This is a genomic window from Wolbachia endosymbiont (group A) of Chalcis sispes (assembly GCF_964026765.1).
Lineage (GTDB): Bacteria > Pseudomonadota > Alphaproteobacteria > Rickettsiales > Anaplasmataceae > Wolbachia > Wolbachia pipientis.
Genome location: NZ_OZ034697.1, coordinates 653,712 through 668,238 on the forward strand (window position 1 = coordinate 653,712; position 14,527 = coordinate 668,238).

The 14,527-nt window shown below is 35.5% G+C and carries 11 protein-coding genes and 2 pseudogenes; 3 read left to right on the forward strand and 10 right to left on the reverse strand.

Features of this window, described 5'->3' with window-relative positions; all coding sequences use genetic code 11:
• Nucleotides 1–5: 5 nt before the first annotated feature.
• From gyrB to AAGD72_RS03325, 5 genes are all read right to left on the reverse strand, one after another.
• Entirely contained in the window at nt 6–2,393 is a 2,388-nt protein-coding gene (gyrB, locus tag AAGD72_RS03305; protein WP_341814574.1) for a DNA topoisomerase (ATP-hydrolyzing) subunit B, read from the reverse strand.
• 95 nt (nt 2,394–2,488) lie between these two features.
• Nucleotides 2,489–2,836 carry a hypothetical protein gene (locus tag AAGD72_RS03310; protein WP_341814575.1) on the reverse strand — a complete coding sequence of 116 codons (348 nt, stop codon included), beginning with the start codon at nt 2,834–2,836 and terminating at the stop codon, nt 2,489–2,491.
• Between the two features lie 30 nt (nt 2,837–2,866).
• The gene (locus AAGD72_RS03315; RefSeq protein ID WP_010962368.1) at nt 2,867–3,475 is read right to left on the reverse strand and encodes an SCO family protein; all 609 of its coding nucleotides are present in this window, start codon (nt 3,473–3,475) and stop codon (nt 2,867–2,869) included.
• Between the two features lie 44 nt (nt 3,476–3,519).
• A complete protein-coding gene (gene dnaQ / locus AAGD72_RS03320; RefSeq protein ID WP_065094937.1) occupies nt 3,520–4,215 on the reverse strand; it encodes a DNA polymerase III subunit epsilon in 696 nt (231 codons plus the stop codon).
• A gap of 17 nt (nt 4,216–4,232) precedes the next feature.
• Entirely contained in the window at nt 4,233–4,883 is a 651-nt protein-coding gene (locus tag AAGD72_RS03325; RefSeq protein WP_010962367.1) for a Tim44/TimA family putative adaptor protein, read from the reverse strand.
• Nucleotides 4,884–5,047: 164 nt separating this feature from the next.
• On the opposite strand from AAGD72_RS03325, the gene secB reads away from it, so the two are divergent.
• The 3 genes from secB (at nt 5,048) to putA (ending at nt 11,435) form a co-directional block, all read left to right on the forward strand.
• A complete protein-coding gene (gene secB / locus AAGD72_RS03330; RefSeq protein WP_006279761.1) occupies nt 5,048–5,551 on the forward strand; it encodes a protein-export chaperone SecB in 504 nt (167 codons plus the stop codon).
• A gap of 14 nt (nt 5,552–5,565) precedes the next feature.
• The gene (gene acnA, locus AAGD72_RS03335) at nt 5,566–8,160 is read left to right on the forward strand and encodes an aconitate hydratase AcnA (protein ID WP_341814576.1); all 2,595 of its coding nucleotides are present in this window, start codon (nt 5,566–5,568) and stop codon (nt 8,158–8,160) included.
• A 134-nt stretch (nt 8,161–8,294) separates the two neighbouring features.
• The gene (putA, locus tag AAGD72_RS03340; protein WP_341814577.1) at nt 8,295–11,435 is read left to right on the forward strand and encodes a bifunctional proline dehydrogenase/L-glutamate gamma-semialdehyde dehydrogenase PutA; all 3,141 of its coding nucleotides are present in this window, start codon (nt 8,295–8,297) and stop codon (nt 11,433–11,435) included.
• Nucleotides 11,436–11,576: 141 nt separating this feature from the next.
• Here putA and AAGD72_RS03345 read toward each other — a convergent pair.
• The 5 genes and pseudogenes from AAGD72_RS03345 to AAGD72_RS03365 all read right to left on the reverse strand — a co-directional run.
• Nucleotides 11,577–12,511, reverse strand: a pseudogene (locus AAGD72_RS03345) (transposase); the annotation flags it as partial.
• Nucleotides 12,512–12,517: 6 nt separating this feature from the next.
• A protein-coding gene (locus AAGD72_RS03350) for an IS5 family transposase (protein ID WP_341814578.1) occupies nt 12,518–13,307 on the reverse strand; the annotation gives its coding sequence in 2 pieces (ribosomal slippage) (nt 12,518–13,045 and nt 13,047–13,307; 789 coding nt in all).
• Nucleotides 13,308–13,355: 48 nt separating this feature from the next.
• Nucleotides 13,356–13,585, reverse strand: a pseudogene (locus tag AAGD72_RS03355) (IS4 family transposase); the annotation flags it as partial.
• Nucleotides 13,586–13,851: 266 nt separating this feature from the next.
• Complete coding sequence (locus AAGD72_RS03360) at nt 13,852–14,196, reverse strand: DMT family transporter (RefSeq protein WP_006279756.1); 345 nt, start codon at nt 14,194–14,196, stop codon at nt 13,852–13,854.
• 16 nt (nt 14,197–14,212) lie between these two features.
• On the reverse strand, nt 14,213–14,527 hold the full coding sequence (locus tag AAGD72_RS03365) for a DMT family transporter (RefSeq protein WP_010082606.1): 315 nt from the start codon (nt 14,525–14,527) through the stop codon (nt 14,213–14,215).

Consider the following 14,527-nt stretch of genomic DNA (forward strand, 5'->3'; position numbering starts at 1 on the left):
AAAGTTCAAATATCAACATCATGCACGTTGAGTGCATTGCTATTAATAAAATCACGGCGTGGTTCAACTATATCACCCATTAATATTGAAAATATGGAATCAGCTTCTTCACAATCTTTTATTTCAACCTTCAGTAAAGTTCTAGCCTCAGGATTTAACGTAGTATCCCATAGCTGATCAGCATTCATTTCACCAAGACCTTTAAATCTCTGCAGAGTTAAACCTTTTTTACCATAGTCCATTATTATTTTTGCAAGCGTACTTGGAGAAGTGATTCTTATTTCAGTTTCTTGTGACTTTAAAAATGAATCACCATTAAATAAATTACTTATACCATCAAGCAAACTTAATATGTTTTGCATATCTTTGCCTTCAAGCATACTAAGTGCAAATATATATTTGTCTGCCAATCCTTGAAATAATTTAGAGATGTGAATTTCTTTTTCTTCATCTTTTATTTCCACTTCCCAAGTGTATTCGCTGTACATTAACTTCAAATACTTTAATATCTCATCAGCCGATGATAGAGCATTCTTTTTGCTTAAAATTAGCAATGACTCTAAGAGATTTTGTGGTATTTCTCTATCATAATTTTTGCTAATATTAGAAGTGCTAACGCATTTATTCAAAATAAGGCGCAAGTCGTTAAATTCTGTAGCTGTACCACTTAGTGTTAATCTTTTAACTGCTGAGTTTATTATATACTCTTCAAAAGTTTCGTCATCTTTAATATAAGTGTCTTTGGCATTCTTTGTAACTTTATAGAGGGGTGGCTGTGCTATGTATAAGTAACCTTTTTCAATAACTTCACGCATATGTCTAAAAAAGAAAGTTAGAATCAAAGTTCTTATATGTGAACCATCAACATCTGCATCTGTCATGATGATAATTTTATGATATCTAGCTTTTTCAATATCGAAGTGTTCACTCCCTATTCCAGCACCAATTGCAGTGATTAAAGAGCCTATTTCTGCAGATGAAAAAATACGATCTAAACTTACACGTTCTACGTTTAGAATTTTTCCTCTTAAGGCAAGCACTGCTTGTGTTTTACGATTACGCCCCTGCTTTGCAGTACCACCTGCTGAATTACCCTCTACTATAAATAATTCCGATAACTCAGGGGCTTTTTCCTGGCAATCAGCAAGCTTTCCTGGCAGAGTTGCAATATCAATATTGTTTTTGCTTTTAACTAGCTCGCGCGCTTTTCTTGCAGCTTCTCTTCCTTTTGCTGACCTGATTGCTCTTTCTACTATGCTTGCTGCCAATTTGGGATCAGTTTCAAGGATTGTGCTCAATTTATCAGAAACTATACTTTCTACAACTGCACGTGCTTCAGAACTAACTAGTTTATCTTTTGTTTGTGAAGAAAACTTAGGATCAGGCATCTTAAGAGATAAAACACAAGTTAAACCTTCTCTAACGTCCTCTCCAGTTAAATTTACTTTTGCTTTCTTTAAAAACCCTTCATTAGTTGCATAGGTATTGATACATCTAGTTAGTGCAGATCTAAATCCTGCCAAATGCGTACCACCATCTCGTTGCCGTATATTATTAGTGAAACACAACATATTCTCATAGTAGGAATCATTCCATTCCATCGATATTTCCAAGCTGATGCCAAGATCTTCTGCATCTCCTTTCATACTGGCAATTTTAGTTACATGTGTCTTATTCTTATCTAAATACTGCACAAAATTTGCTGTACCAAAATTGTCTTTAGATTGATTGCTCTGATTGAAATGAGATTCTGTATATGGTTCATTGCGCAAATCACGTAAAGTAATGTCGATATTTGAATTTAAAAATGCTAATTCTCTTATACGACTTTCAAGCGTTGAGTAACTGAAATTAATGCCATTAAAAGTCTCTGTTGATGGCATGAACGTGACTTTAGTTCCTCTTTTGTTTGTATTTTCGTTGACTACCTTTAAAGGTTCAATAGACTCACCATCTTCAAAACGCATAAAGTGTTCTTTCTTATTGCGCCAAATAATTAATTCCAACCAGCTTGATAATGCATTCACAACTGAGATTCCAACACCATGTAATCCCCCAGAAACTTTATAGGTATTGCTGTCAAATTTACCACCAGCATGGAGTTGAGTCATTATTACCTCTGCTGCTGATATTCCTTCTTCTTCATGAATGTCAGTTGGAATGCCACGACCATTATCAGTTACAGATACTGAACCATCTTTATTTATGCTAACTTCAATTTGATCACAATATCCAGCTAAAGATTCATCTATTGCGTTATCAACAACCTCATATACCATGTGGTGCAAGCCAGATCCATCGTCAGTGTCACCAATGTACATACCTGGACGTTTCCTTACAGCATCAAGACCCCTTAAGATTTTTATTGCATCGGCATTATAACTATTTTCCATGGTATTGCTTCGTTTATGAATGTTAATTAATATTACATTCATATATGCTGATTAGCAACATTTTTAAACTGATAACCCATATTAAAAGCACAACTTTACGAATGTTTATTTTTGAAGACAGCAAATAGTGTCATTCCAATGTGTCTTCCATAACTGTACGAACATTCATTTTTGAAGGTAAATTGCACAACAGATGATGTCATTCCAGTGCTTGACACTGGAATCCAGAAATTTTGCTTATAACTGAGCTGATGAGCTAAAGGTAGTTGTCTTACGCTAAAACAAACGTTTTTAATTAAGTTGCATAGAAGCTGGATCCCAGTGTCTGGGCACTGGGATGACACCCCACTGGTGGGAATTGCTCCCAAACTACAACGTTCGTACAGTTGTGTGTGTCTTCCCATGGAGATTGCTCTCAAATCATAATGCTCATGCAGTTGCATGCTCGACTAATTAACAGAAAAATCTATAATTCAGTTTACGTATTTTCTTATCTCAGCCAAAATCTTATCAGATTGACTTTCGTCTGAATTTAAATCAGCTGCAAAGTGTGTAACATATTTTCCTCCAGGGCCAATAAGGTACATTATTGAAGAATGGTTGATTTCTTCTTCTCCACCAACTTTGCTAGCATATACTTTATACTTTGCAATTACTTCGTCTATTTTTTCTCTTTCACCAGTTAACATTTGTATTCTGTGGTCAAATTGCTGCTGAAATTCTTTAAGTCTTTCCGTGCTATCGCGCTCAGGATCGACTGTGATGAAGAATGTTTGTAGCTTGTTGTTAGTTTTCTCATCTAACTTTGCAAGTGTTTCTGAAATTATTCCAAGGTTCATAGGGCAAATTCTTTTGCATGAGGAAAACCCAAAGAAAATCATCATGTATTTATCTTTAAAATCACTACTGCGCAAGATCTGTCCGTCCTGATTAATTAAAGAAAAATCTCCGCCTATCTTAACTTCTGCGTTGTGAATCGCTGCTGGGGCAAATATGCCTTTTTTAGTGAAATAACAATAACCTAAAAAAACAACTGCTAATGCTGCTAGCACATTAGATAATAATCTTATAAACCTTACCATTAGAATGCTCTCAGTAAAATTGAATTGTATCTTTATTGGTTAACCTATTCAATATATTTATTCCAAAGTGTATTGTTAATTTTGTCTAACAGTTTCTTATGTTCATCAATTTCTTCACTATTTGGTAAATGTTCTCTGGGAGTTAGATTACGTACTTTATGCTGAACGAATGTGGAGTTACTGTCCTGATTGCATTCATTATCAAACAGAAAGGTTTGTAACCCTCCTGTAAGTTCAACATATACCTTTGCAAGCAATTGAGCATCAACTAGTGCTCCGTGCAATTCTCTATTCTCTAGCGATATATCAAAACGCTTACATAATGCATTCAAAGAAGCAGGTGATCCTGCGAATTTTTTCCTCGCAAGAGGTAATGTATCTAGCACTCTGTCTGAGGAAATTAACCCAGCATTCAGCTTGCTTAACTCCATGTTAAGGAACTTAACATCGAATTCAGCGTTGTGAATTACCAAAATATCATTAGATATAAAGTCAAGAAATTCAAGTGCAACATCTGAAAATAATGGTTTATCTTCTAAAAATTCTTCACTAATACCGTGAATCTTAAACGAGTGATAAGGTATATCTCTTTCTGGGTTAAGGTACCGATGGAATACTTTACCTGTTGGAATGCGGTTAATTAATTCCACACACCCTATTTCAATAATTCGATGACCAGATTCAGTGTCAAGACCTGTCGTTTCAGTGTCAAGTACTATTTCGCGTAGCTTGCTTTCCATTTCAAATAAAACTCATCTTACTTATCATTTGTCTTATCGTTACTTGTCTTTTTATAGTGAATAGAAACAAGCAACCAGCTTGGGTCTGATGAATTAACATTTTTTTTGAATTGCCATACATCCTCAACTTTATTAATAGTGGATGTACTACCTGATATTATATCTCCTTCATTGTTCTTAACGAAGTTAATTTGCTCTGAAAGGAAATATACTGCAATAAACACTGCGTTTTTTACTAGCTTTATTTCTAAAATCTTTTGTGAAACGATAGAAACAATTATAGACTCGTGCACCTCTTTACGATGTTTAATCTTCTCTGCAAAATTATCATATAAGTCTTTATCGAGAAGTGGTTTTAACTGAGACAAATTTCCTTGATTGAAACATTTTATTATTAATTCAAAAGCTATGCTTGAACCTTCTATAAAGTGGGAAATAGAAAAATCTTTGTTTTTTTTTAATATTTGTTTATAAGTAACTTTTATTGAATTTTCATCATTGCTATCAATGTAACCCTCAATGTTTTCTACTACATCTTCTCTACTTCGGCTTACATCCAATACATTAGTTAGCTTTTTTAGGTTGAGGTTGGCTGACCTTCCTAAAGAATTATACAAACGTGAAAAAATGAACGCCGCTAATAAAGCATATATTACAAGCTCTATCATAGTAACTCAACTCCTTGGCATATAAAGTATCCGAACATTATTAATTATTAATGAAAATATGTTTTTCATATCAACTTATAATCAGGTTTGCTATTCGTTTGTAAATGAATATATTATATAAGAAAGTATTAAATATCTCAACTTAATTAAAGGAGACGTAAGAAATGCCACAACAAAAAATGAGAATTCACGGTCAATATGTTAAAGATCTATCATTTGAGAATCCGAATTCGCCATTCCTTTCTTCTAGTAAAGCTCCAGATATTAATGTAATGGTTAATATCAATTCAGCAAAATTAGAAGGGACGAAAAACAAAGAAGAAGTGAATGAAGAAAAATCTTTCCATGAAATTACTTTGCATATAGAAGTCAAAGCAACGGTAAAAGATGAAGGCATAAAGGATGGCGTAGCTTTCATTTGTGAAACGAAATATTGTGGCATTTTTTCAATAGAAAATTTAAAAGAGTTGAGTGAGGAAGAAGTAAGACAAGCTTTGTTTATTGGTGGACCTACTTTTCTTTTTCCTTTTGCAAGAGAAATAATTGCAAGAGTTACAAGTAGTGGTGGATTTCCCCCACTGATGCTAGATCCTATAGATTTTGAAACTATGTATGAGCAGCAAGGTCAACAACAAAAAAGTAACGGTAGTAATTCCAATTTTAACTAATATAGTGTGATAGGATGAACAATTCTTTAAACGCAAAAACGACTTTAAACATTGACGGGAAGTCATACAACTATTTTAGCCTAAGTAGTGCTAGTGAATTTTTAGGAATAGATGTGACTAAATTGCCTTGCTCACTTAAGGTTCTGCTTGAAAGTTTATTGCGCAATGAAGATGGAGTAAACGTAAAGCTAGATGACATAAGAGTACTAGCAGACTGCGTTAATAAACACACTAATCACGAAATTAGCTATAAACCAGCAAGGGTGTTGATGCAAGATTTTACAGGGGTTCCTGCTGTTGTTGATCTAGCTTCAATGCGGAGCTATGTTAAGAAAAATGGAGGAAACCCGAGCAACATAAATCCTTCTGTACCGGTTGATCTTGTGATTGACCATTCTGTTCAAGTAGATAATTATGGAAGTGTTTCCGCATTCAGTAAGAATGTTGAGCTAGAAGTAAAAAGAAATTTGGAGAGATATCAATTCTTAAAGTGGGGAGAATCGTCCTTCACAAATTTTAGAGTAGTGCCGCCTGGTACAGGGATTTGCCACCAAGTGAATCTTGAATATTTAGCGCAAGTTGTGTGTAATAATGATGGAGTCATATATCCTGACACTTTAGTTGGTACTGACAGTCATACTACAATGATTAACGGGTTATCAGTCCTTGGTTGGGGTGTTGGAGGCATAGAAGCTGAGTCTGTGATGCTTGGTCAACCAATTAGTATGGTGATTCCAGAAGTAGTTGGATTTAAATTAATTGGCAGATTGTCGGAAGGAGTAACTGCGACTGATTTAGTGCTGACGGTTACCAATATCCTAAGAACAAAAGGCGTTGTTGGTAAGTTTGTAGAATTTTGTGGTGATGGTTTAGATTATTTATCTTTGGCAGATAGAGCCACTATAGCAAACATGGCCCCAGAGTATGGTGCAACTTGTGGGTTTTTTCCAATTGATCAGAAAACACTCGATTATTTACATTTAACAGGGCGACCAGAAAAGCTGATTAAGTTAGTTGAGGCTTATGCGAAAGAGCAAGGATTGTGGCGTGGCAATAATGAGTTAGCATTTTTTGACGCACTAGAACTTGATTTATCGAGCGTGAAGCCAGTAATGGCTGGTCCTAAAAGACCACAAGATAAGGTTTTTCTTTCACAAGTGGCAGAGTCTTTTTCTAAATCATTTTCAGTTAATGAGTCAAAGGAAAGCGATAAACTCCAAGATGGAAGTGTAGTTAGTGCAGCAATAACAAGCTGCACTAATACCTCAAATCCAAGTGTGATGATTGCTGCAGGTCTTGTAGCTCGTAATGCAATTAAACTTGGATTAAAATCAAAGCCTTGGGTTAAAACTTCTCTTGCTCCAGGGTCACAAGTTGTAACAGAATATTTAGAAAAGTCTGGATTGCAGGTAGATCTAAATGCTTTGGGTTTTAATCTAGTTGGATATGGTTGCACAACTTGCATTGGGAATTCTGGTCCACTTAATAAAGATATAGAAAATGGCATTAAAAACAAAAACTTAACCGTTGCTGCAGTTTTATCTGGCAATCGTAACTTTGAAGGAAGAATTCATCCGTTAGTCAAAGCTAATTACTTGGCATCTCCGCCACTTGTTGTTGCATATGCACTTGCTGGTACTGTGCAAATTGATCTGACAAAAGATTCAATATGCAAAGATAAGAATGGAAATGATGTCTATCTCAAAGATATATGGCCAACAAACAATGAAATCGAAGATTGTGTTAAAAGTGTGGTAACACGTGAGATGTTCATACAAAAGTATAAGGATGTTTTTTCTGGTGATGAACATTGGCGAAAGATAAAGTGTGAAAAAAGTGAAATCTATAATTGGGATGCAAACAGCACTTACATACAAAATCCGCCTTATTTTGATAACTTATCACCTAAAAATAATAAAATCGATATAAAGGGTGCACAAATATTGGCAATGTTTGGCGATAGCATAACTACTGATCATATTTCCCCTGCGGGAAATATTGCCTCGAGTAGTCCTGCCGGTCTATATTTAAAAGGGCTTGGAATTGAACCACAGGATTTCAATTCATATGGGTCTCGCCGTGGTAATCACAATGTAATGATGCGTGGCACTTTTGCTAACATTAGAATAAAAAATGAAATGGTTAGCACCGAAGGTGGATATACAAAATATATTCCTTCTCAAGAAATTATGTCAATTTTTGATGCAGCAATGCGTTACAAGGAAAATAATGTACCTCTAATCATTGTTGCAGGAAAAGAATATGGCACAGGTTCAAGTAGGGATTGGGCAGCAAAGGGTACTTTATTGTTGGGGGTTAAAGTTGTCATTGCAGAAAGCTTTGAGCGTATACATAGGTCCAACTTAGTTGGTATGGGTGTTCTTCCACTTGTATTTCAAAATGGAATAACCAGAAAGATATTTGATGGTAGTAAGGTAATAAGCATAAAAGGTGAAATAGTGCCAGGTGGAAATCTAGAATGTATCATCAAAAGAAAGGATAATTCAAGGCAATCAATTCAACTCAAATGCTGTGTACAAACCGCAACTGAGACTAAATACTTGATGTGTGGTGGAGTGTTGAGCTACATACTTGCACAATCTTTTTGATTTAGTGAAGTTATTGCATGGACTTCTTTTAGCCAGCCCTGATCCCTTTGTAAATAGCAATTTGCTCTGCGCAAAGTTATGATATAATTTCACCATACATATGGTGTCGGAGTATTTTTTGGAGATAATTATATATGATAAGCTCTATACAAGAACCTAATGAACTCAGAAAACGTTTACAAGGATTTTATCGTACTGATGAAAAGAGTTATATACGTTATCTTGTAGAAAAAGCAGAGCTTTCGGCTGATTCAAAAAATAGAATTTATAATATTGCAAAACAAGTTATTGAAAAAATCAAACACAATAAATTAAGTATTGTAGATTCCTTTATGCAGCAATACTCGCTTTCCAATGATGAAGGAATAGCGCTTATGTGTCTTGCTGAGTCACTACTTAGAATACCAGATGATTATACAATAGACGAGCTAATCAAAGATAAAATTGCCAATCAAGAATGGAGTAAATATTTAGGATATTCTTCTTCATTGTTCGTCAATGCTTCCACGTGGAGTTTAATGATAGGTAGCAGTATATTGAGAGATAATGAAGGCGATTCGAAGTTCTATTACGCAATTTCTAAGTTACTTAAGAATTTAGGAGAACCGATCATTCGCAAAGCAGTAAAACAAGCAATGTCTATGCTTGGTAATCATTTTGTTGTTGGAGAAACCATAGAAGAAGCTTTAAGGTACGCAAAACTAGATGACAATAGTAAGTTTTTATACTCTTTTGATATGCTTGGCGAAGCTGCTCACACAACTGAGGATGCAGAAGAGTATTTTAATTCGTACATGCACTCAATAAAAGCTATAGGTGAATCCACTGAAATAAATGATTGTTTTAAATCCCATGGAATTTCAATCAAACTTTCTGCTTTACACCCACGTTATGAATTTAGTCAATTTGGCCGAATTGCTGGTGAGATATTCACTAAGGTTTTAGAGCTCTGCCGCGAGGCAAAAAAATACAACATTTCACTATGCATAGACGCAGAAGAAACAGAAAGGCTTGAAATTTCCTTAATCTTGTTTGAACAATTACGGCTTGATGAATCACTTTCTGAGTGGGAAGGGCTCGGCTTGGCTGTACAAGCATATCAAAAACGTGCTTTATCTGTTCTTGACTTTGTAGAGGATGTTGCTATTCGATCAAAGCACAAAATTATGGTGAGGCTTGTAAAAGGTGCATATTGGGATTCAGAAATCAAGTGTACGCAAGAATTGGGATTAAATGATTACTCAGTATTTACAAGAAAAAGCTATACTGACGTATCTTACCTCGTGTGCGCACAGAAACTTTTGAGTAAACCAAACAGCTTTTACCCATGCTTTGGAACTCATAACGTCTATACTTTTGCTTCTATCATGGAACTTGCTGATAAAAACCACCCTGGATTTGAATTTCAACGCTTACATGGAATGGCAAAAGACTTATATGATTATGCAATGTCAGAGCTTGCAACAAATGTTAGCTGTCGTGTCTACGCACCCGTTGGGGAGCATAGTGACTTGTTGCCTTATCTTATAAGACGCCTTCTTGAAAATGGAGCTAATAGTTCGTTTGTTAATCAAATAAGTGATCCTAACGTTAAAATCGATGAGTTAATTTCAGATCCACTGGAAAAAGCTATAAATTTTAATTATGAACCTCATCCAGGCATTCCATTACCACAAGATATTTTGGGACCAGAAAGAAAAAATTCTTTGGGAACGGATATTAGTGATTCTGTGATAGTCTCACAATTTGCAGATGATATAAAGGGTTTTAGTGAAAAAAAGTGGCAAGTTGGACCAATAATTGATGGAAAAGCACTATTTGATAGTGCTGAATTTATCGAAGTAGTGAATCCTGCACATTTAGAAAATGTAATTGGAGAAGTGTCAAATACAACAAGTGTTCAAGCTTTAAACGCTCTTGAAATAGCACATAGTGCTTTTACTAAGTGGCAGAATGTTTCAGCAGTAGAGCGCGCTAAATACCTCGAAAAAGCTGCAGATTTGCTTGAAGAAAGGATGAAAGAGTTGATTTATATTCTGATCGTAGAAGCAGGAAAAATTTTATCTGATGCAATAGCGGAAGTAAGAGAGGCAGTGGATTTCTTACGTTACTACGCAACGATAGCAAAAAATGAACTGAGCGACTGGAAAAAATTGCCAGGGCCAACAGGTGAAGATAACTTCATCTTTTTTGAAGGTAGGGGAGTTTTCCTGTGTATATCACCGTGGAATTTTCCGCTCGCTATCTTCATTGGGCAGGTTTCAGCTGCACTTGCAGCAGGTAATGCAGTGCTGGCAAAACCGGCAGAGCAGACACCTATTATTGCCTATGAAGCTGTCAAAATACTACATGAAGCTGGGATACCAAAAAATGTGTTACACCTCATTCTTGGGGATGGTGGATATTTAGGCAAAATATTAGTTCCAGACAATAGAATTGCCGGAGTAGCTTTTACTGGCTCAACACAAACTGCTCAAATAATCAATAAAATGCTTGCAAATAGGGATGGTCCTATCGTGCCACTTATTGCTGAAACAGGAGGGCTCAATGCTATGATAGTTGATAGCTCTGCTCTCTTAGAGCAAGTGACTACGGATGTTTTGCTTTCTGCGTTTCGCAGCGCTGGCCAACGCTGTTCTGCGCTTAGAGTGCTGTTTATTCAAGAGGACATAGCAGAGAAGCAGATAAAAATGATATGCGGTGCAGCGCAAGAACTCAAGATTGGTGACCCAATACAACTTAGTACTGATATTGGTCCAATAATTGATAAAGCATCTATCGATATGCTCACTCAACATACGCAAAAAATGTCAGAGGATAAAGATTCAAATCTGTTATTTAAAGTACCCATGGATACAAATTCTCATAATGGTTATTTCTTTCCTCCATATATTTATGAGATACAAAAAATTTCGCAATTAAAGCAAGAAGTATTTGGTCCTATTTTACATATCATACGTTTTAACAAGTCACAATTAAATGAAGTTATAAGTGATATAAATAGTACTGGATATGGGCTTACGTTTTCTTTGCAGAGTCGTATACAAAGTCAAATTGACACTATAAGTAAAAAAATATCAGTTGGAAATGTCTACATCAACCGTAACCAGATAGGTGCAGCAGTTGGGATACAACCATTTGGTGGTAGAGGACTATCTGGCACTGGGCCAAAAGCTGGTGGTCCTCATTATTTACAGCGTTTTTCTACAGAAAAAGTTGTAAGTGTTAACACTACAGCATTTGGTGGTAACACTACACTTATGTGTTTGGATTAATTTGCGGGCCCTAATTTTTCTTACCCCTAAACTAGACGTTCGTGCAGTTATGTACACAGCGCTAAAATCCGAAAAGGACCAGCTCATGCACTGAAATAAATCGTATCCGTTCAGCCAATGACGTCAACTTAAGAACTTTCATTAGCAAACTCTCCTAAAGACATGATGGCGTTTAGGCTTATCTACTTTATTGCGGCTGTCCCGGTCGGATTTTAACTTTAGCGCGTATACTTAAAAAGGGCTTGAAAGTTTTTTGGCGCAATAAGTACCTGATAGAGTTTCTGCCTCATTACACCAAATAAAACTGAAAAATTTAAACGATACTCAGTAATTTGATCTGGGTTCCAAGGCCCTTGTGCATCACACATATGGAGCGATAATATATTGCACATGACCAAGTTTGCCCAAAATTCTTGTAATACAGCCTCTCCAGAAAAATTCTCTAACTCTGCTCCTACTTTGAGTCGTTTATAGCACTCCTCTATGTGCCACCTTAACACATAAGCTTTGCTCCAAAGTCTCGGTCAAAAACTCTGTTTCTCAGTTGGCTAATGTCAGCACTATAACTCTTACTTTCTGTCCTTTCATTTTATTTTTTAGCTTTTCATTTTCTAATATAAAATCAAAATCTAATTCGCCAGCGTTCCCATAGCTTACTATAATTTCTTTTTTGCAAGCGAAAAATAAAATCTACTTCCAAATCATAATGCTGCTGAATGAATTTTACTGAAGACGATCATAGATAAATAATAATTTCTCTTGATTTAATAAACGCATTTGAGTGATAACTTCGGGTAATTGCTCTGCCGCCAACGTTTGTTCACCTATATTCCAAGCTGTAAGACGAGCACTACAAATCAGCGAAGTACACAAATCAACAAACAAATTGCCAATGGTGCCTGTTGTTCCATTTGGTTCAAACTCGGATACAATTTCCCCAGAGCTGGGTAATCTCATACCAGAACCATCTGCTGCAATAAGTCTATAGCCTCTCCAACTCAGGTTCATCCTGATAGGCTGTTTGGATGCTTAAATTCTTGAAAGCCTGTATGGCAAATCTTATATCTTGCTTTAGAACCTGTTTAAAATCTTCGTAATAGGAGAGAAATGAAGGAAAGGACAATCATTTGCAAGCTGGTATTGAGTTTACGTTCGCAATTTTTCCATAGCCGTCTACACTTTTCTAACCAAGCAAAAGAACGCTCAACAACCCATCTCTTTGGCAATACAACAAAAGAATGTAATTCACTGCGCTTTATTACCTCAACAGTTGCACCAATAATATCTTTTATTTGGGTTGCAAAAATTTTTCCTGTGTAGCCTGCATCAACCAATATATTTTTGACTTCAGAAAGGGTATCTTTAGCATTTTCAACCATTCTTACAGCGCTACTACGATCAGTTACTTCTGCTGTTGTTACATAAATTGCATGTGGTAGACCTTGAGTATCAACTGCAATATGACGCTTTATGCCTGAAATCTTTTTACCTGCATCATAGCCCTTTTTTTCAGCAGTATCTGTGTTTTTAACACTTTGAGCATCAATTATACAGAAGCTAGTTTTCTCTTTCCGACCATTGTTGATACGGATCTCTCCAACCAATTTTTTTTAAAACTAATTCCAACAAACTTGGTTCTTCTCCATTCTTTTTATTCCACATTTGAAAATAGTAATATACGCTTTCCCACCTTGGAAAATCTTTTGGCAACATTCTCCACTGGCAACCACTTTTTAGGACGTATAACACTGTACGAAATACATCATACAAATCAAGTTTTCTTGGTCTCGTTTTCTTCCTGCTACTCTCTAGTATTGGTCTGATTTTTTCAAATTGCTCTCGACTTATATCACTTGGATAATTTTTACGCATAGATATACCTCATTCTTAATCTACCACTATTTTACCTCATCTCTCCGAGATTTTAAACAGGTTCTTAGAAAAAGCTTGCTTTGAGGGTACATGTCAATGGCTCCATAAGTTCACATTCTATTCCCAAACTTTTTTTAACTAACTTTAAAATCATAGAAAATACTGTCGAAAAAGGAAGTTTTCTTGTTCGTGTAAAACTCAACACAATGGATTTTCTGAAAAGTTTTCGAGTATATTGCATTTTTAATTTGTAGAATAAGGTTTTTTCCTTTTTGCATGTTTCACCTAAAAAAGACACATTTTAAACTTTTTTGTTGCAATAAAATAGAAACAAAAGTGCTGTTTCTTGCACTCTTTGGATAATTTAATGATAAAAAATTTAGAGAGAAATTTTATACACAATCTCTGACATTTTTCCTTAAGTTGACGCCATTGTGTGAACGGTTACGGTTTCCCGTCTTCACCATGCTATATAGAAAAAAGTCTGGATTCCAATTTGCATGACAATATGGAGTATCTGCTTCTTTCATCCCAGTGGGATCTTTTATTCCATTTTATCAACAGTTTGTTTTGCAGTATCAAACAATTTTAATCCTATAATCCCGAATGTAACTAAAATAAAGCATATTACTTCGAATAAATTAACTGGTTCATCAAATAGGTAAACTCCAAGTATCGAAGCTCCTATAGCGCCCACTCCAGTCCAAATTGCATAGCATACTCCGATAGGTATAGAACGTGTAGCGAGCGAAAGTAAATATGTACTAAGAGCCATGGAGAGTATGCTAATTATTGATGGTACGAGATGAGTAAATCCATAACTATGCTTAAGTGTTATGACCCAGAACACTTCAATTAGTGACGATAAGAGTAAATATATCCAATTCATGCATAAATTTTTAGGTTTAAATAGAGAGCTTCAGCCCTATGCTTCCTATTACAATTAAAACGATACATAAAACTTGAGATAAATTAATATTCTCTGTGAAAGTGGTTGCACCAATTATAGTTATTCCAATTGTGCATATTCCAGAGGAAACTGCATAGCATACTCTAATAGGTAGAAAGCATGCTGCAAGAGATAAAAAATAAATGCTAATGATCATAATTACCAATGTTGCAATCGAAGGCACAACTTTAGTAAAACTGTTACTAAACTTTAGTGTTACAGCCCACAGTATCTCTAGGATACTAGACAGCAACAAATATAACCAGCACAT